Below are 16,383 nucleotides of genomic sequence, written 5' to 3'. Positions count from 1 at the left end.
AGCTTTTAGAGTCTAAGCTGCACCGGGCCAATTCGCAAAGCGCAGCAAAAAAAGCCCCAGTAGCGGGTACTACCGAGGCTCGAGCCTGGAATGGCTAGTGCTGAATGGATTCTATTTTGAATTCTTTTTTGCCCTTGGGGGTTTCCAGCAACACCCTGGCCCCCACCTTCTGACCCAAAAGGGCCCGGCCCATGGGGCTTTCGTCGGAGATTTTCATGGGGCGCTCGAGCACGCTGGCTTCGGCTGGGGCCACCACCTGCACCTCCATGATCTCGCCCTCCTTCGATCTCAGGGTCACAATGGCCCCCAGCGTTACCTGGCTTACCTTGGTGCCCTCCTCTTCCATGATCTGCGCACGGGAGAGGGTGTCGGTGAGCGAATCGATGCGGGCTTCAATGCGAGCTTTCTCGCGCTTGGCGTCCTCCAAGCCCGAGTCGTCGTAATCGTCGGAGGACTCCATCAGCTCCTGCAATATGCGTGTGGCATCCTGTAGCCGGGCCCGTTCCTGCTCGAGTTCAGCCACCAGTCGTTCGTATCCCGATTTTGTCAACTTAACTTCGCGTGCCATCCGGCCTCCTGAAGGTTTTTGAATTTTGGCGTTTTGCGCCTGTTCACAATCGCTATTGATGCTGCGTTACCGATCTGAGATGCACATGAGCCAACCCGGCTTTGGAAGAGGCCCGGCGGATGGCCGAGCCTTTATGAAGTTGCTTTTACCCCGTCCAAAAGGGGTCTTCCATTAGCGCTAAGGTAGTATACCCCGCAGCAGGATTTCCCTCAAACGCGCTGGCGGTGCTATCCCCGAGCAGCTTTCCGTGTCCCGGCAGAGGGCCACGTACCGGAAGTGTCGGGCATCCTGGCCCACCCCAAAGCGGAAGAACTGCGCAGCGTTTCGTGAGATATGGCGGTGGCAGGCCGCGCAGACAATGGGCGTGGTGCTACCGGTGGGCTCGAGGGGCTCTAGAATCAGGTGCAGCGGGTTTTCCTCGATATGCACCCGTGCCTCTTGATCCCGGTAATAAAGGATTTCCCCCGGAGGCCAAAGCTCCGGGGAGGTTCCAGGAAAGAGCTCCAAAATGAGCTCCCGCTCTTCGAAGATTTTTTCCCCCATTTGCCCGTAGCTTACCATGTCCTGACGAATAATTTGAGCCTTTTGTGAAAACTGTAGCGAAGACTGCTTTCCTGACCTATTAGTAGGTCTAATATTTCATGGGTATGAATATTTTAGACGAAAAGCTGGACGAGCTCTGGCGGCTGACCACCCATGTGGTGTGGCAGATGCGGCTTGACCAGCAGAAAGCCTTTGAGGGGCTGGGGGTTTCCCTGATGCAAGCCTTTGCGCTGATGTGCATCTCGGAGGGGATTGACCAGCCCTCGAGCCTGGCCTTTGTGATGGATGCCTCCCCGCCGGGGGTGTCCCAGCTTTTGGCGAGCCTGGAGGAGCGCGGTCTGGTGCGGCGTGAGCTGGATGCCAGCGACAAGCGCAAGGTGCGTATTCTGCTGACCGATTCGGGGAAAGATTTTCTGGAGCAGATGCGCGAGCGCTGGCGGACGTTTTCACGTGAGCGATTTGGGCGGCTCAGCCCAGAGGAGCTTTCCATGATCACCCAAAGTTACCGCAAGATCATCGATCTAAGCCCAGGCAAGGGCCTGGCTTCCTGGGAGCATGAGCAGGAGATGGACTATGAGTAAACCCTCAGGCCGGAAACAAAGACTTCTGCTAGCTCTCATGGGGGCGGCGTTGGTAGGGGTGGGCCCCGGATGGGCGCAGGGTTTTTTTGCGCCGCTGGAAAACCACCCCTCGCTGTTGCAAGCCCGCCTGGGCCTCGAGGCAGCCCAGGCCCAGCTTCGGGCCACCCTGAGCCCGGTAAGCTTTCAGCTTCAGGGCGGGCTCTCGTTTTTTGAGGTGACACCGCCCCCCGGTGCGCCCACCTGCCCCAACCCCTTTAACCCACAGTGCGCCACTCTACCCACCGATGGCCGGCAGGTTACCCTGGGCCTGACCTTTACCCCCTTTCCTTTTGGCGATGTATCGGATGCCGCCAACCAGGCAGCCCTGGGGGTTGAGCAGGCCGCCCTGGGGTTGCGCCAGGCCCGTACCCAGCTCGAGGCCCAGGCGGTGGAGGCGGCCTGGCGGGTGCGCCTGGCCGAGCAGGGCCTCGAGGTGGCCCGGCTGGGGGTGCGGCTGGCCCAGGCCAGCCTCGAGGCCACCCGGCTGCGCGCAAGCCGTGGAGCCGCCAGCCAGAGCGAGCTGCGCCAGGCGGAGGCCAGCCTGCGGCAGGCGGCCCTCCAGCTCTCCGAGGCTGAGCGCAACCTGGCCCTGGCCCAGCAAACCCTCTTCGATCTGATCGGCCAGGAGAGCGCTGCCCCGCCCCGGCTGGCTGTGCCCAGCGGGGGCACCCCGCCCCAGGTACGGCAGGCTGAGCTGCAGCTTGCCAACGCCCAGATCGCCTACGACCGGGCCCTGCGGGGGGTGCTGCCGGTGGTGCAGGGCAGCTACACCCGCAACACCTCTGATAGCGATGCCCTAACTATCTCGATTAACTCCCGCACCCTGCAGCCCTCGCTCAGCTACACCAACCAGGTGCCGGGCCGCAGCGCCCCGCAGGATCGGATTGTGGGAACTCTGCAGATTGGGCTCTCGGCCAACATCGCCTTTGGGGTGGTGGATGCCCTCGAGGCCGCCCAGAAGCAGGTAGACGCGGCCCGGCAGGCCCTGGAGGCGGCCCGTCGCAGCAGCAAACTACAGGAAGACCTGCTGCGCTCGGCCCTGCAAACCGCCGAGCAAAACCTGGCCAACGCCCTACAGGCCCGCGCCGATGCCGAGCGTAGTTTGGCCGAAGCCCGCGAGCGCGAGCGGTTGGGGCTCGCGAGCCCGCTGGCCTCGTTGCAGGCCGAGCTGGCCCTGGCCCAGGCCCGGCTGGGGGTCGAGCAGGCCGAGTTGAACCGCTCCCAGCGCATTTTGGACATTTACCGTTTCTATGCCCTGCCCCTTAGTGAGGTGAACCGATGAAAATGGCCGTTGCCACCCGTTTTGTTACACCGCTGACCCTACTGTTCTCCCTAGCCCTGGCCCAGGCCCAGACCCTGACCCTCGAGGCGGCGTTGGCTAAAGCCACCGCGCAGGCCCCGGTGGTGGCGGCCAGGGCCGAACTCGACGATGCCACTGCCAACCTGCAAAGGGTGCTGTCCGACCCCCTGCTAACCCGCCCCAGTCGTGTGCAGGCTGAACAGCGCGCCGCTTTAGCCCAGGCCAGCTACGAGCGCGCTGTGGTTCAGGCCCAGAGCAGCATTGTGGGGGCCTATGCCCAGGTGCTCGAGGCCCAGGTGCAGGTACGCCTGGCCCAGAAGGCCCTCGAGGTTGCGGCCCGCGGCCTGGAAGTAGCCCAGATTCGCCAGCGCAACGGCTCCGGTACGGCGCTGGATGTGCGCAATGCCCAGAACCGCCTGGAGGAGGCGCGCAGCAACCTCAACCGGGCTGAGAACGGCCTGGCCCTGGCCCAGGCCTCGCTGAGGAGCCTGGTGGGGGCTTTTGAGGCCCTGGCCCCTCTGCCCAACCCCCCGGCCATGCCCGAGGCCAGTGTGGTACAGGGGCTTCTGGGCAAGAACCCCGATGTGCTGCAGGCCCGTCAGCGGGTTGAGCTGGCCCAGCTACAGGTTGAGCTGCTCGACCCCAGCTACGCGGCCCGGGCCGAGATTGATGCGGCCAGGTCGCGGGCCGAGCAGGCGGTGGCTGGTGCCCGGGAAATTGAGCGTGGCCTGGCCCTGCAGTACGACTCGCTCTTGCAAAACTTGCAGGCCGCAGCCCGCGCCCTATCGGTGCAGCAGTCGGCCCTGGCCAACGCCCGCGAAACCCTGGCCAACGATAAAAAGCGCCTGGATGCGGGCCTGATCAGCCAGGTGGCCTACCTTCAGACCGAGCTTTCCTTTATCCAGGCTGAGCTGGCCGCCCAGCAGGCCCTGGGGAACTACTTCCGGGCCTACTACAGCCTGCTGGCCGGAGGTCGCTAATGGCCCGGCCTGGCAACAAGATCTGGCTGTGGTTGGGGGTGGCTGCGCTGTTGCTGGCCGGGTGTGGCCCGCGCCGGGCGGCAAATAGCGAAAATCCTACTGCCGAAGAAGCGGTTGCCCGCAGCATCAAGGTGCGGGTGGTGCAGCCGGCGCGTGGGGTGCTTAGCACGGTGCGCACGACCGGGGCCATCCTTTCCCCAGCCCGTGAGAGCCAGGTGGGCGCGACGGCCTCGGGTAAAGTTTTGCAGATAGCGGTAAGTGAGGGCAGCCGGGTGGCTCAGGGGCAGGTGGTGCTGCGCCTCGACCCGGCCAATGCCCAGATCGCGCTGCGCAACGCCGAGCTGGCCTTGCAGCAGGCCCAGGTGAACCTCGAGCGGGCCCAGCGCTCGACCGCGGGCTCCCTGGCCCCCCTGCAGGCCAGCCTGGAATCGGCCCAGGCCAACCTCCAGGTGGCCGAGCGGCGCTACCGGGAAGGCCAGCAGCTCTTCCAGGCTGGGGCCATTGCCCAGGTGGAGCTTGTTGGCCTCGAGGCTGCCTACAACCAGGCCAAGGCCGCCTTCGACAACGCCCGTGAGAACCTGGCCCGTGCCCAGCGGGCTTCCAGCGAGGATCTGGCCTTGCTGCGGCTGCAGGTGCAACAGGCCCAGAACCAGCTCAACCAGGCCCGGCGGGCGGTGGCCGATACCGAGGTGAAAGCCCCCTTTGCGGGTGTGGTGGCCGAGATATTCGTGAACCCGGGCGAGTTTGTGAGTGCCGGTCAGCGGGCTTTCAGGCTGGCCGATACCTCGAGGCTCGAGGCCAGCTTCCGCCTGCCCCCCGAGGAGGCCGCCAGCCTACCGATGGGCCGCCAGGTCGAACTGATTTACGCAGGACGCAGCTACCCCGCTACCCTGATCAAAAGCAGCAAGGTGCCTGGCACCGACCGGCTCGTCGAGCTGACCGCCCGGGTTGAGGGTGCGCTGCCGCCAGGTGCCAGCGGCCAGGTGCGCTACACCCTGACCCTGGCCCAGGGCGTTTTGCTGCCCGCTGGGGCTTTGCGCACCGAAGGCCGCAACACTTTCGTGTTTGTAGTGCAGGACGGCAAGGCTGTGCGAACCCCGGTGCGGGTGTTGGGCGATACCGGCACCCAGGTGGCGGTGGATGGGCTGGGCAGCCAGCCGGTGGTCTTCCCGGTGCCCTCGAGTCTGAGCGATGGAGATGCGGTAGAGGTGGTGCAGTGAAGGGCTTCGAAGCGCCCCTGGGTCGCTTAGCGCAGAGGTGGGTATGAGCCAGCCAGAACGCCCGATCGACGACAAACCGGTTAATCCAGTAATCGCCTTTTTTGTCAGGCGCTTTGTCTTCTCCACCGCCGTCTTTTTGGCGATGGTGCTTTTTGGACTCATCTCCGGCAGCCGGGTGGGGGTGGATCTGCTGCCCCGTTTCGAAATTCCGGTGGTGGCCGTGACCACCGCCTACCCTGGGGCCGGGCCTGAAGAGGTCGAGCAGCAGATCAGCCGCCCCATCGAGGATGCCGTTTCCACGCTGGCGGGACTCGATCAGGTGGCTTCCATCTCCGGTGAGGGCTTCTCACAGGTGGTGATTTCCTTTGAGTTCGGCCAGGACATCAACCGGGTGGCCACCGATGTCTCACAACGTGTGGCGGCGGTGCGTGGGCAGTTGCCGCGCGAGGCTGAGGCCCCGGTGGTGCAGCGCTTCGACCCTGCGGCTTCGCCGATTCTCTTTATCGCGCTATCGGCCGATGGGCGTGATCTGCGGGAGGTGGCTAAGTATGCCAACGACGTGCTAAAGCCCCGCTTGCAGCTGGTCACCGGGGTGGCCGATGTGCAGGTGCAGGGCGCGCCTGATCGGCAGATACAGGTGCTGCTCGATCCTTACAAGGTGGCTGCCTACAACCTATCTCCGGGCCAGGTGGTGGCGGCCATTCAGGCTTCGGCCCTGGCCATTCCCGCTGGAACCCAGAGCGACCAGGGACAGCGCCTGCTCTTCACCCTGCGCAACACGCCCACCACCCCCGAGGATGTCGGTCGGATTCTGGTTGACCCGGCCCGCGGCCTCCAGGTGAACGACCTGGGGGTGGTGCGGGATGCCCAGGCCGAGCCCACCCGGCTGACCCGGCTCAACGGTCAGCCTGTGATTCCGCTGGCTGTGCGCAAAACCCCGGACTCCAACGCTGTGGCGGTGGCCCAGGGTATCAAGCGCACCCTGCAAGAGGCCCGTCTGCCCCAGGGGTATCAGGCCCGCATTGTGGGCGACACCACCACCTTCATCGAAAACACCGTCAACGACACCTTCCGCGAGGTGCTGCTGGTAGCCGCCATCGTCTCCTTTATCACCCTGATCTTCCTGGGCAAGCTCAACTCGGTCTTCAGTGTGGTGCTGGCCATCCCCATCACCATGTCGGGGGCGCTGATTGTATTTGGCCTGCTGGGCTTTACTTTCAACATCATCAGCTTGCTGGCCCTTATTGTGGCGGTGGGCATCGTAGTAGACGACTCCATCGTGCTATCGGAGAACATCGAGCGCTACCGTCGCATGGGCTACGACAACCTACAGGCGGTGCTCAAGGGCTCCACCGAGGTGCTGTCGGCGGTCTCGGCGGCCACCCTTTCGCTCCTGGCGGTTTTTTTGCCCATCAGTTTTCTGCCGGGAATTATCGGCGAGTTCTTCCGACAGTTCGGCATTGTGCTGGCCGCAGCCATCGCGGTGAGCTGGCTCGAGGCCCTCTTCTTCCTTACGGTGCGCCTGGCCTACTTCCCCGATCCCGAACCCCCCACCTGGCGCCAGCTCGGCCAGCGGTTGCTGGGTCTGGGGGAGGATTTGCGCTGGGGGCTGCGGCTGCACGTCTACCGCCAGCCCGACCTGAGCGCCCCGCGTCGCTGGTTCAATATCCTGATAACCCCCCTGACCCTTTTGCTGGCTCCATTGCGCTGGCTTTTTTCGGTGGTTTTCGGTCTGGCCGGTGCCATTGCAGGCAGCTTGCACGGGGTGTCGGAGGGGGTTTTCCTGGCTTTAAGGGAGTTCTACGCGCGCAGTCTGGCTGCGGCGCTTAAGCGGAGCGGCCTGGTGCTGCTGGTGGGGCTGGGCTTTTTCCTGAGCATCGGCTATGTGGCCCCCAAAATTCCCTTCAACTTCACCCCGAAAAACGACAATGGGCAGATCAACATCGATCTGGCGCTTCCCAAGGGCACCGCTCTATCGGAAACCGACGCCCTTTCGCGGCGGCTGGAATCCTGGTTGCAGGCGCGCTCCGAGGTGCGGGCAGTGCTCAACACGGTGGGCAGCTCACAAAACATCCTCGGGGGCGGCAACCCTGAGCGGGCCCGTATTGTGGTGGAGCTGGTGAATAGAGACGAGCGGCCGTACGTGTACGATCTGCTGCCCATCTACCGGGAGGCCTTGCAGGGCCTGCTTGCAGATCGCCCCGAAGCCGAGCTGCGCGTGACGGTGCCGGAGGGGGGGCCGGGTGGGGCCGCCGATCTGCAGTTTACCCTGACCGCACCCAACCCCACCTTGCTGGCCGAGAAGAACCGCCAGGTGCTCGAGGTCATGCGCAGGCTGCCTTACCTGATAGATGTGCGCAGCAGCCTGGAGGAGACCGCAACCGAGCGGGTGCTGATCCCCGATCCCAACAAACTCGTCGGCACCGGCCTTACCCCCAGCGACCTGGCCCAGACCCTGCGCATCTACAATGCTGGTACCGAGGCGGGCAGCCTTCGCGCCGGCGGGGACGATATTCCCATCGTGGTTCGGGCCGATCCCCGCTTTGTCCCCGATCAGTCCAGCCTGCTCTCATTGCCGGTTGCGGCACCCGCCCTGCGCAGCACCCTGCCCATGGGCAGCCTGGGGCAGTTTGAAAGCCGCCAGACCCCTGCCCAGCTCTCGCGCACCAACCAGGCCTTCTCGGCTGGCATCAACGCCAACCGGGCGCCCGACTCGGAGATCGGCACCTTCCAGCTTGCCAACCTGGTGCAGCAGGAGCTGGAGAAAGCCGGGGTCTTTACCGATGGGGTGCGGCTGGAAACCCAGGGCTCTACCGCTTTTGTGGGGGACCTGGCCCGCAGTGCGCCCATTGCTTTTGGCCTGGCTTTGCTGCTCAACTTCCTGGTGATCTCGAGCCAGTTCAACACCTTCCGCTACCCCCTGTACCTGCTGCTCCCGGTACCGCTGGCCCTGGTGGGGGCTTTCTGGTTCCTGTACTTCTTCCGAAGCGGCCTGGATGTGGTTTCGGTGCTGGGGGTGGTGATTTTGATCGGCCTGGTTACCAAGAACGCCATCCTGCTCCTGGACTTTGCGGTGCGTGAAGCCCGTGAAAAGTCGCTGTATGACGCACTGGTTGAGGCTGGGCGGCTGCGCCTGCGCCCCATCTTGATGACCACCCTCACGGTGCTGATGATCTCCATTCCCCTCATCGCCGCGGCGGGTGAAGGCTCGGAGTTCCGCCGTCCGCTGGGTATCATCATCCTGGGCGGGGTTTCGGTCTCCATGCTGCTGACGCTCTACGTGGTGCCGGCGGCCTTCTATCTGTTCGAGCGGCGGCGCTACGAAAAACTGCGCCAGGAGCAGCGCCTCGCCGCCAGCCCGGCCATCGGAGACTAAAGGATTTGCGGCCTCGAGGGGGCTAAAGATAGTCATCCGGAGGCTCCTAGCGCACACCCCTCGCTATGCTCGGTGAAGAAAGCGCATCCCTTTGGTTGGGTTGGTTTGGCACCGAACTAACCGAATCTGGTAAATATAGGAAGCCGGTGCCTGAATTATGAACAAACAACGCGTCTTTTGGCTGGTTTTTTTGGGTGGGTTGCTGCTTTTTGCCTCTGCTACGGTTTGGTACACCCGGCGTGCCCTGGCCCCCTATCCGCCCGCGCAAGCGGCGCTCGAGGCCCTGGTCTCGGACAGCCAGGTTCTGGTGCAGGACAGGCCCTATGGTTGGGTGTTCATGCCCCAGGGGGTGGTCAAAGGGGGGCTGGCCTTTTACCCTGGGGGGTTGGTTGAGCCCCAGGCCTATGCCCCGCCTCTGCGTAAAATTGCACAAAAAGGTTATCGGGTGGCTTTGCTGCGGGTGCGCTTTAATCTGGCCGTCACCGAGCAGGGCAAGGCCCGCCAGGCCATGGCCGAGGCCCCCCAGCTCCCCTGGGCGGTGGGCGGGCATAGCCTGGGGGGGGTGGTGGCCTCCAACTTTGCCCAGAGCAACCCGGAGGTTAGGGCGCTGGTGATGTGGGCAGCCTATCCGCAAAACGACCTTTCGGACAAGGCCACGCCCACCCTGGCCCTGTTTGGTGAGCGCGACGCGGTCATTCGAAAAGAGCAGCTCGAGGCCAGTCTGGCCAAGTTTCCTAAGAATACCCAAACTGAGACCATTCCCGGCCTCAACCACGCCGGTTTTGGGGCCTACGGCCCCCAACGGGGGGATCAGCCGGCCGGCATTCCGGCCGAAGAGGGGTGGCAGCGGGTGGCCCAGAGCACCGTGGACTTCCTGGATCGGTCTTTGGTGGGCCCCTGAGGCGCGGTATCCCACATCGGCCGGCTGGGCTTTATCATGGGGCGGTATGCTGGCGCACGAAATTGTGAAAAATATCCAGTCGGGCCAGGTTTCGCCGCAAGAGGTGGTATCTGCATCTTTGCAGCGGATTGCCCAGCTCGAGCCCCGGCTTCATGCTTTGATTCGCCTGAATCCCCAGGCCGAGCAAGAAGCCGCCCTGGTGGAGCAGCGGCTGGCTCGCGGTGAGCACCTACCCCTGGCTGGGGTTCCAGTTGTACTGAAGGACAACATCTGCACCCAGGATCTGGCGACGACCTGCGGCTCCAGGATGCTAGCGGATTTTGTGCCGCCTTACAGCGCAACCGTGGTGGAAAAACTGCGCCAGGCCGGGGCGGTGGTGGTAGCCAAGGCCAACATGGATGAGTTCGCCATGGGTTCTTCCACCGAGTACTCGGCCTTTGGCCCTACCCGCAACCCCTGGGACACCGAACGGGTTCCCGGGGGCACCTCGGGGGGCTCGGCGGCTGCGGTGGCCGCCGGCATGGTTCCATTGGCGCTGGGAACCGATACCGGCGGAAGCGTGCGCCAGCCGGCTGCGCTGTGTGGGGTGTATGGCTTCAAACCCACCTATGGCCGCATCTCACGCTACGGGGTGGTGGCCACGGCCAGCAGCCTCGATCAGGTGGGTACCATGGCCCGCACGGTGCAGGATCTGGCCTTGCTGAGCGATGTGGTAAGCGGCTACGATCCTATGGATAGCACCAGCCTGGAGATACAGGCGCAGTTTGCTGCCGCCTTGCAGGCCTCGAGCCGGGGTCTCACCATTGGCCTGGTCAAAGAGGCCCTGGCCGTGGGCAACTCACCGGGTGTGCTGGAAGCCCTCGAGCGTTTCCGGTCGGTTATGGAAGCCCAGGGGGTGCGGTTTGTGGAGGTGAGCCTGCCCTCGCTGGAATACGCCCTGGCTGCCTACTACATTGTCAACACGGCGGAAATCAGTTCAAACCTTGCCCGCTACGACGGAACTTTATACGGCCTGCGGGTGCCTGGCGAGGACAGCACCACCACCATGATGCAAAGCCGCGAACACGGCTTTGGCCCGGAGGTGCAGCGGCGTATTCTGATGGGCACTTTTGTGCTCTCCTCGGGTTACTACGAGGCCTACTACGGCAAGGCCTTGCGGGCCCGGGCCCGGATCAAGGCCGACTTCGACCGGGCCTTTAGCCAGGCCGACCTGCTACTGACCCCCACCAGCCCATTTCCCGCCTTCCGCTTGGGCGAAAAAACCACCGACCCCCTCTCGATGTACCTCGCCGACATCGATACCGTGGCGGTCAACCTGGCTGGGCTGCCGGCCATGAGCATCCCAGCGGGTTTTGAAGGCCACCTGCCGGTGGGGGTGCAGCTTATTGGCAAGGCCCTGCACGATGAGCAGATATTTGTAGCAGCCAACGCTTTTGAGCAGGCCACTGAACGAGCCTTCGCCCGCGCGGCTATATAAGGCCCTCGAGGGGCTGCTTAATGTTATTGCTTTAACGTCTATCAAACCCTGTCATATCCGTGTAAACTGCGGTATACTCCCTCCGAGACCTCGGATTATCCCGTGAACTCAAAGTTTTTTTCAAGCGCCTGAACTGGTCTTTTTCACACCCTCGAGGTTTCGTGCCTACCGATGCCCCGGCTCATGAGTCCAACCCACTACCGCCTTTCGACCCGACTCGCCCGCCACCTGCGCAGCGCCGGCTTTCATCTTCCCGAGCAGGTGCTGCTTGAGCAGGTGCTGGCTTTACAGAGCTGGCCCAAAGGCGCCTGGCTCAACGAACTAATAAGCGACCTGCTGGATGGACGCTTTGAGCGCTCGCCCGGAGGGGTGGGCCTGTGGGAGTGGAAATACAGTTTTCCGGCCCAGGGCGAAGCAGTGGTGGTGCTGGATATCGAGACCACCGGCCTATCCCCCAAGGATCACGAAATCATCGAGCTGGCGCTGGTGCGCCTCGAGAACGGCCGCCGCACCGTGTTTGAGCGGCTGGTCAATCCGGGGGCCCCGATTCCCCCTTTTATCAGCCGACTGACCGGCATTCGTAACCAGGATGTGCAAGGTGCCGCCGATATCTATACGGTGCTGGAGGAAGCCTGGCCGCTGCTGGATAATGCCACCCTGATCATCCAGAACGCAAGTTTCGACCTGGGTTTTTTGCAGCCACGCCTCCAACGCCTGGGTTATCGCCTGGATAATCCGGTAGTGGACACGATACACTGGGCCCGTAAGGCCCTGCCGGGGCTGACCAAGCGGGGCTTGGACTCCCTGGCCTGGGCCTTCGACCTGGGGCCCATTCCCGCCCGCCATCGTGCGATGGGCGATGTGGAGACCACCCTTCAGGTGGCCCATGAAATGTACTACATGCTCACCGCAGGCCATCCCGCTCCGACCAGCCAACTAGCCTTCATGGCCCGTTAGGAACCTTATGATTGCGCGTTACGTTCTCACCAGCACCTGCCTGAATACCGGAACCATGAGCCTAACCCAGCCCCTGCGGGTTTTTTTGCAGGGCAAAGAGCGTATTGCCCTGCGAGACGAAGAAGGTGAAATCTACGAGGCCCCCATCAACTGGGCGCAGAACCGCCTCGAGGGCCTGGCCCCTTACTATGCGAAGCGCCGCCTGGGGGTCAACGACAAAATCGTGCTGCACCTCGAGGGCAGTGAGATTGTGCTGGAAGCCCTGACCACGGCGGCCAGACCGGCCCGGCCCCGCCCGACCGAGCTCGAGCGTCCGAAACCCCAACCCCCTGAGCCTTCACCCGATAAGCCCGAAAAGCGGGTACGGGTTACGCCCTATCCCAGAGAGCTCATTTACCCCCACAAGCCACTCTCCAGCGAGGTGCCGGCGTTTTCTGCCGACCTCGAGGCCCTGGGTTTTTCTCGCGAGTCGAGCGCCGCACCCTGGGTGTTTAGGGCGGCCCTGGGCCGTCGAACATTCTTGCTGGCCCTGGCCAAATTTGGCGAGATGGAAGCTAAAGAGCTTCTGTCCTACCGCCAGCAGGGGCGGGTGCAGTATGCGGCGATGGTGGCCGGGGAGTCTTCCAAAGCCGAGGCCTTGGCTGAGATCGCCGCCCTGCGGCCCTCCGGTCTGGGCTACGTCTCGCCCGAGGCCTTGCAGCGCCTGACCAAGCTGCGCGCCGCCTTTCCGCTGGGGCCGCTGGACGTCGAGCGGCTGCTGCGGGAGGGGCGCATCGACCTGGAAGCCATTCAGTCGCTTGAGCGTGAAATTTCTGGCGTGCTGCGGGAGCGCAGCCACTTCTCTGCGGTTCTTACCTTGCTGGCCGATTACTCACCCCAGCAGGTCTTTCTGCTGGCCGACCTGATGCCCATGGCGCGGGAGCTGAACCTCGAGGCCGACCACCTGCAAAGGGTGCTCGAGAGCCTCAGCAACCCACCATTCCTGCTCTTAAGGCGCCTATCGCCTGGGGAGTTCCTGATGCGCCAGTCGGTCAACCAGGCCCTGGCCGACTGGATCGAGTATGCACAGGTGATGACCCGCCGCCTGCAGGGGGTGCATCTAGAGCTTTGAGACGCGCCGGTGAGGGCTAGCTAAAAAGCGACTGTAGACGGGCCTCGAGCGCGTCCGCGGCCTTCTGGCTCATGGTGAGCCGGAGTTTGAGCACCAGCCTGCGGCTCCACTCTTCCAGCACCTTTATGTCCTCTTTGCGCTCGACCTCCAATGCAAACTGGGAGGCCCGCTCCCCAAGCTCCTCCTGAAGGATGGTGAGCAGTCGGGCTTTGATTATGGCCAGCTGATCGGGTGGATCTGCGGGCGGGCGGGCGGGTTCCTGGTTTGCGCCCACCTCTTCAATCAGGCCTTGCTCGAGCAGGTGGGCCAGCAATTGTTGCAGTGTCTCCGGGGCGAGCTGGGTGCGCTGGGCCAGAACCAGATCGCTGACCGCTTCTCGACAGAGGGTATAGACCAACCGCTCCTCCCGACTGAGGAAGATGTCCAGGGCCTTGCTGGTCTGGCGATAGAAGTGCATTAGCCCTCGAGCGCCTTCAATATGGCCTGCACCAACCGAAGCACCAGGAAGACAAAGATCGCCCCGAAGAGCAGTATCAAAGCCATGATGGCCAGCAGGGTATCAGCTGGGCGGTTCCAGGTCAGGATACCCACCAGCAGATACCCCAGTGTAAAGAAGATAACCAGTGCATTGAGCTGGGTCAGCCGCTCCCCGATGATGCCACCCGGCGCCTGGCCCTTGACCTGCAGGCCGGTGTAGGTGTTGTACACCATTAAAAGCAGGCCCAGCACCAAAAGAATCTGTACCATTGAACCCCCCCACAATGCCGCTGACGAAAGGTGTTTATGGAGGCATTATAAAGCATCGGGGCGTGCTTTTTGGTGTGGCTGTAACGCAAAGCCCACCGGACTATCCGGCGGGCGCGGCCTGGGCGGTAGCAGGTTGGATTCGTTTGGCACCGGACTAACCCAACCAAAGGGTGTGCGCTGGGATCCAAAAAGGTGGAAAAGCCTTGGGAATGTTATACCGGATTCAAAAAGATAGTCATCCAAAGCAAAGACCTCCAGAGGCTATCTTTTTGAATCCTAGAGCACTCCCTTCGGTCGGGTTAGTTCGCCGCCTTCCGGCGCCGAACTAACCGAATCTGGTATTACATATTTTCGATCAGGGCCTGACCGAACTCGCTGCATTTGAGCAGCGTTGCGTTGCGGCCTTCGGCCACCATCAGGCGATGGAAGTCGTAGGTAACCCGGCCCTGCGCAATGGTCTTGGTCATGGCGTGGATAATTAAGTCGGCGGCTTCCGTCCAGCCCATGTAGCGCAGCATCATCTCGCCGGAGAGAATCACCGAGCTGGGGTTAACCTGGTCTTTTCCGGCGTACTTGGGGGCGGTGCCGTGGGTGGCCTCAAACACCGCGTGCCCGGTGTAATAGTTGACATTGGAGCCGGGCGCGATGCCAATGCCCCCTACTTGGGCAGCCAGGGCGTCGGAGATGTAGTCGCCGTTGAGGTTAAGGGTGGCAATCACGCTGTACTCGGCCGGCCGCAGCAGGATTTGCTGCAGGAAATTGTCTGCAATCATGTCCTTGATGATAATTTGCCGGCCCGTCTTGGGGTTGGTGATGGTTTGCCAGGGGCCTCCGTCGAGGTCTACGGCACCAAACTTGCGCTTGGCCAGGGCATACCCCCAGTCGCGGAAGGCACCTTCGGTGTACTTCATAATGTTGCCCTTGTGCACCAGGGTGACCGAGGGTAGGTCGTTGTCGATGGCGTAGTTGATAGCAGCCTCGACCAGGCGGTGGGTGCCCTCCTCCGATACCGGCTTGATACCGATACCAGCGGTTTGGGGGAAACGAATTTTGCCGTAGGATTTGGGAAACTCGGCCTCGAACCACTCGAGGAACCGCTTAACCTCGGGGCTGTCCTTGGGAAACTCGATGCCGGCGTAGATGTCCTCGGTATTTTCCCGGAAAATCACCATGTTGACCAGCTCGGGGTGGCGCACCGGGCTGGGCACCCCTTCGAACCACTGCACCGGGCGTACGCAAGCGTACAGGTCGAGCTCCTGGCGCAAAGCCACATTAATGGAGCGAATCCCGCCCCCGACCGGCGTGGTGAGCGGGCCTTTGATGGCTACCAGGTATTCGCGGATGAAATCGAGGGTTTCTTCCGGTAGCCAGATGGGTTCACCATAGACCTGGTTGGCCTTCTCACCAGCATAAATTTCGGCCCAGGCTATTTTGCGCCTGCCCCCATAGGCCTTGGCGACCGCCGCATCCAGCACCGGCTGCGCGGCTCGCCATATGTCCGGGCCGGTGCCGTCGCCTTCAATAAAGCCGATGATGGGCTCGTCGGGTACCTGCAGCTTGCCGTCTTGGATGGTAATTTTCTCGCCAGCGGGAACCGTGATTTTTTGGTATGCCATAGCTCTAAAAGCATATCAGAATAGTGGTTTTTGTGTTTTGTACGATGGTGTGCAGCGCCTATCACTGGCTTGAGGGCTCCAGGGGCTGCTCTAAATTTGACCGTCGGCCTTGGGCTGATCCAGCAGTTGATAGAAGCCCCGGGCGTTGTGCAGATAATGCGCCAGTATGCCAGGGATCAGGCTTCCGGTGAGCAGATAGGCTGTACCGAAGCCCAGACCGCCCAAAAAGATGAACAGCGGATAGCTCCAGGCTCTGCGATCGGGCACTGGGTGCAGCGCGGTGAACACCAGGGCTTGAAGGAACACCCCCAGCCAACCGCCCCACAGGGCGTTCTGCAAGGCCCCCCGAAAAAACAGCTCTTCGCCCACCCCGGAAGCCACAGCCAGCAGCAGGGCTTGATGATGATTCATACCCTGGGCGCGCATCAAGGTTCCGAGCTGGCCGTGCAGGGCCTCGGCGGCCCGGAAGCTTTGGGGGAAAAGTAGGGAGAACAACCGCTCGAGGCCCATCAGCCCCAAAAAAAGCAGCAGAAAAACCAGGCTATCACGTAGAGGATCGGGGTTCTTTACGATGGGGTAACCGGCCAGCCCCATCCAGATAGAACCGACCAGCATAAGCCCGAGCTGGATCAGCATGAAGAAGCGGAACATGGGATATCTACAGACCTTCGCCGCCGATATTGAAGCCTTGCTCGAGCAGCTTGCGCGAGTAGGCTCTAAAGGCCAGGAGGGTCTGGGTGCGTTCGATGCCTTTTAGTTTGCGCAGTCCCAGGGTTACGATGTCGTCGAGCTGTTCGAAGTCTTTGAAGCGTAGAATCGCTACTAGATCCCACTCACCCGTCACCGAGTACACCTCGGCCACCCCAGGGATCTCGGCCACCGCCTCGGCGGTTTCGGCGGTGGACTCACGGCTGGTCTGGATTAGGACAAACGCGGTAATCATGCCTGGATGATACTCCAGATGCCG

Annotated in this window: 16 protein-coding genes; 9 read left to right on the top strand and 7 right to left on the bottom strand. The window is 62.6% G+C overall.

The genetic code is table 11. The annotated features are described in order from the left end of the window. Positions 1–94 precede the first annotated feature (94 nt). Both MTAI_RS07505 and MTAI_RS07500 read right to left on the bottom strand, forming a co-directional pair. Complete coding sequence (locus tag MTAI_RS07505) at positions 95–568, bottom strand: GreA/GreB family elongation factor (RefSeq protein WP_027886797.1); 474 nt, start codon at positions 566–568, stop codon at positions 95–97. A gap of 177 nt (positions 569–745) precedes the next feature. Next, positions 746–1,111: a hypothetical protein gene (locus MTAI_RS07500; protein ID WP_027886798.1), complete on the bottom strand. Its 366-nt coding sequence runs from the start codon at positions 1,109–1,111 to the stop codon at positions 746–748. Between the two features lie 104 nt (positions 1,112–1,215). Here MTAI_RS07500 and MTAI_RS07495 point away from each other — a divergent pair, with 104 nt between their 5' ends. From MTAI_RS07495 to MTAI_RS07455, 9 genes are all read left to right on the top strand, one after another. Beyond that, positions 1,216–1,692, top strand: coding sequence for a MarR family winged helix-turn-helix transcriptional regulator (locus MTAI_RS07495; protein ID WP_223299568.1), 477 nt, complete (start codon positions 1,216–1,218; stop codon positions 1,690–1,692). Then, complete coding sequence (locus MTAI_RS07490; RefSeq protein WP_051349790.1) at positions 1,685–3,013, top strand: TolC family protein; 1,329 nt, start codon at positions 1,685–1,687, stop codon at positions 3,011–3,013. Before MTAI_RS07495 ends, MTAI_RS07490 begins: the two co-directional genes overlap by 8 nt. Continuing rightward, positions 3,010–4,011 carry a TolC family protein gene (locus MTAI_RS07485; RefSeq protein WP_027886801.1) on the top strand — a complete coding sequence of 334 codons (1,002 nt, stop codon included), beginning with the start codon at positions 3,010–3,012 and terminating at the stop codon, positions 4,009–4,011. Before MTAI_RS07490 ends, MTAI_RS07485 begins: the two co-directional genes overlap by 4 nt. Then, the gene (locus tag MTAI_RS07480) at positions 4,011–5,231 is read left to right on the top strand and encodes an efflux RND transporter periplasmic adaptor subunit (protein ID WP_027886802.1); all 1,221 of its coding nucleotides are present in this window, start codon (positions 4,011–4,013) and stop codon (positions 5,229–5,231) included. Before MTAI_RS07485 ends, MTAI_RS07480 begins: the two co-directional genes overlap by 1 nt. Positions 5,232–5,274: 43 nt before the next feature. Further along, positions 5,275–8,607, top strand: a complete 3,333-nt coding sequence (locus MTAI_RS07475) for an efflux RND transporter permease subunit (RefSeq protein WP_043982529.1) — start codon at positions 5,275–5,277, stop codon at positions 8,605–8,607. A gap of 157 nt (positions 8,608–8,764) precedes the next feature. Then, positions 8,765–9,508 (top strand): alpha/beta family hydrolase, encoded by a 744-nt coding sequence (locus MTAI_RS07470; RefSeq protein WP_027886804.1) that lies wholly within the window; start codon positions 8,765–8,767, stop codon positions 9,506–9,508. Positions 9,509–9,554: 46 nt separating this feature from the next. Continuing rightward, positions 9,555–10,985, top strand: coding sequence for an Asp-tRNA(Asn)/Glu-tRNA(Gln) amidotransferase subunit GatA (gene gatA, locus MTAI_RS07465; protein ID WP_027886805.1), 1,431 nt, complete (start codon positions 9,555–9,557; stop codon positions 10,983–10,985). A gap of 171 nt (positions 10,986–11,156) precedes the next feature. Then, a complete protein-coding gene (locus MTAI_RS07460; RefSeq protein WP_081698351.1) occupies positions 11,157–11,942 on the top strand; it encodes a 3'-5' exonuclease in 786 nt (261 codons plus the stop codon). Between the two features lie 7 nt (positions 11,943–11,949). Then, the gene (locus MTAI_RS07455) at positions 11,950–13,053 is read left to right on the top strand and encodes a hypothetical protein (RefSeq protein WP_027886807.1); all 1,104 of its coding nucleotides are present in this window, start codon (positions 11,950–11,952) and stop codon (positions 13,051–13,053) included. Between the two features lie 16 nt (positions 13,054–13,069). Here the strand turns inward: MTAI_RS07455 and MTAI_RS07450 are convergent, their stop codons facing one another. The 5 genes from MTAI_RS07450 to MTAI_RS07430 all read right to left on the bottom strand — a co-directional run bounded on the left by MTAI_RS07450 (position 13,070) and on the right by MTAI_RS07430 (position 16,359). Continuing rightward, positions 13,070–13,510, bottom strand: a complete 441-nt coding sequence (locus tag MTAI_RS07450) for a hypothetical protein (protein WP_027886808.1) — start codon at positions 13,508–13,510, stop codon at positions 13,070–13,072. Next, entirely contained in the window at positions 13,510–13,800 is a 291-nt protein-coding gene (locus MTAI_RS07445; protein WP_027886809.1) for a hypothetical protein, read from the bottom strand. Before MTAI_RS07445 ends, MTAI_RS07450 begins: the two co-directional genes overlap by 1 nt. Before the next feature lie 341 nt (positions 13,801–14,141). Beyond that, the gene (gene icd, locus MTAI_RS07440) at positions 14,142–15,416 is read right to left on the bottom strand and encodes an NADP-dependent isocitrate dehydrogenase (protein ID WP_027886810.1); all 1,275 of its coding nucleotides are present in this window, start codon (positions 15,414–15,416) and stop codon (positions 14,142–14,144) included. A 90-nt stretch (positions 15,417–15,506) separates the two neighbouring features. Beyond that, positions 15,507–16,067 carry a CPBP family intramembrane glutamic endopeptidase gene (locus MTAI_RS07435; RefSeq protein WP_027886811.1) on the bottom strand — a complete coding sequence of 187 codons (561 nt, stop codon included), beginning with the start codon at positions 16,065–16,067 and terminating at the stop codon, positions 15,507–15,509. Between the two features lie 7 nt (positions 16,068–16,074). Then, on the bottom strand, positions 16,075–16,359 hold the full coding sequence (locus MTAI_RS07430) for an Lrp/AsnC ligand binding domain-containing protein (RefSeq protein WP_027878428.1): 285 nt from the start codon (positions 16,357–16,359) through the stop codon (positions 16,075–16,077). Positions 16,360–16,383: the final 24 nt, after the last annotated feature.

The sequence above is a fragment of the Meiothermus taiwanensis WR-220 genome (assembly GCF_003568585.1).
Taxonomy (GTDB): domain Bacteria; phylum Deinococcota; class Deinococci; order Deinococcales; family Thermaceae; genus Meiothermus; species Meiothermus taiwanensis.
Note: the sequence above shows the minus strand (reverse complement) of the source record. Positions and strands in the feature narration are given on the sequence as shown.

Coding starts and splice junctions, on each gene's coding strand:
- MTAI_RS07435 (WP_027886811.1), bottom strand. CDS start 16,067: ATGTTCCGCTTCTTCATGCTGATCCAGCTCGGGCTTATGCTGGTCGGT.
- MTAI_RS07455 (WP_027886807.1), top strand. CDS start 11,950: ATGATTGCGCGTTACGTTCTCACCAGCACCTGCCTGAATACCGGAACC.
- MTAI_RS07500 (WP_027886798.1), bottom strand. CDS start 1,111: ATGGGGGAAAAAATCTTCGAAGAGCGGGAGCTCATTTTGGAGCTCTTT.
- MTAI_RS07480 (WP_027886802.1), top strand. CDS start 4,011: ATGGCCCGGCCTGGCAACAAGATCTGGCTGTGGTTGGGGGTGGCTGCG.
- MTAI_RS07485 (WP_027886801.1), top strand. CDS start 3,010: ATGAAAATGGCCGTTGCCACCCGTTTTGTTACACCGCTGACCCTACTG.
- MTAI_RS07505 (WP_027886797.1), bottom strand. CDS start 568: ATGGCACGCGAAGTTAAGTTGACAAAATCGGGATACGAACGACTGGTG.
- MTAI_RS07490 (WP_051349790.1), top strand. CDS start 1,685: ATGAGTAAACCCTCAGGCCGGAAACAAAGACTTCTGCTAGCTCTCATG.
- gatA (WP_027886805.1), top strand. CDS start 9,555: ATGCTGGCGCACGAAATTGTGAAAAATATCCAGTCGGGCCAGGTTTCG.
- MTAI_RS07460 (WP_081698351.1), top strand. CDS start 11,157: ATGCCCCGGCTCATGAGTCCAACCCACTACCGCCTTTCGACCCGACTC.
- MTAI_RS07475 (WP_043982529.1), top strand. CDS start 5,275: ATGAGCCAGCCAGAACGCCCGATCGACGACAAACCGGTTAATCCAGTA.
- MTAI_RS07445 (WP_027886809.1), bottom strand. CDS start 13,800: ATGGTACAGATTCTTTTGGTGCTGGGCCTGCTTTTAATGGTGTACAAC.
- icd (WP_027886810.1), bottom strand. CDS start 15,416: ATGGCATACCAAAAAATCACGGTTCCCGCTGGCGAGAAAATTACCATC.
- MTAI_RS07430 (WP_027878428.1), bottom strand. CDS start 16,359: ATGATTACCGCGTTTGTCCTAATCCAGACCAGCCGTGAGTCCACCGCC.
- MTAI_RS07495 (WP_223299568.1), top strand. CDS start 1,216: ATGAATATTTTAGACGAAAAGCTGGACGAGCTCTGGCGGCTGACCACC.
- MTAI_RS07470 (WP_027886804.1), top strand. CDS start 8,765: ATGAACAAACAACGCGTCTTTTGGCTGGTTTTTTTGGGTGGGTTGCTG.
- MTAI_RS07450 (WP_027886808.1), bottom strand. CDS start 13,510: ATGCACTTCTATCGCCAGACCAGCAAGGCCCTGGACATCTTCCTCAGT.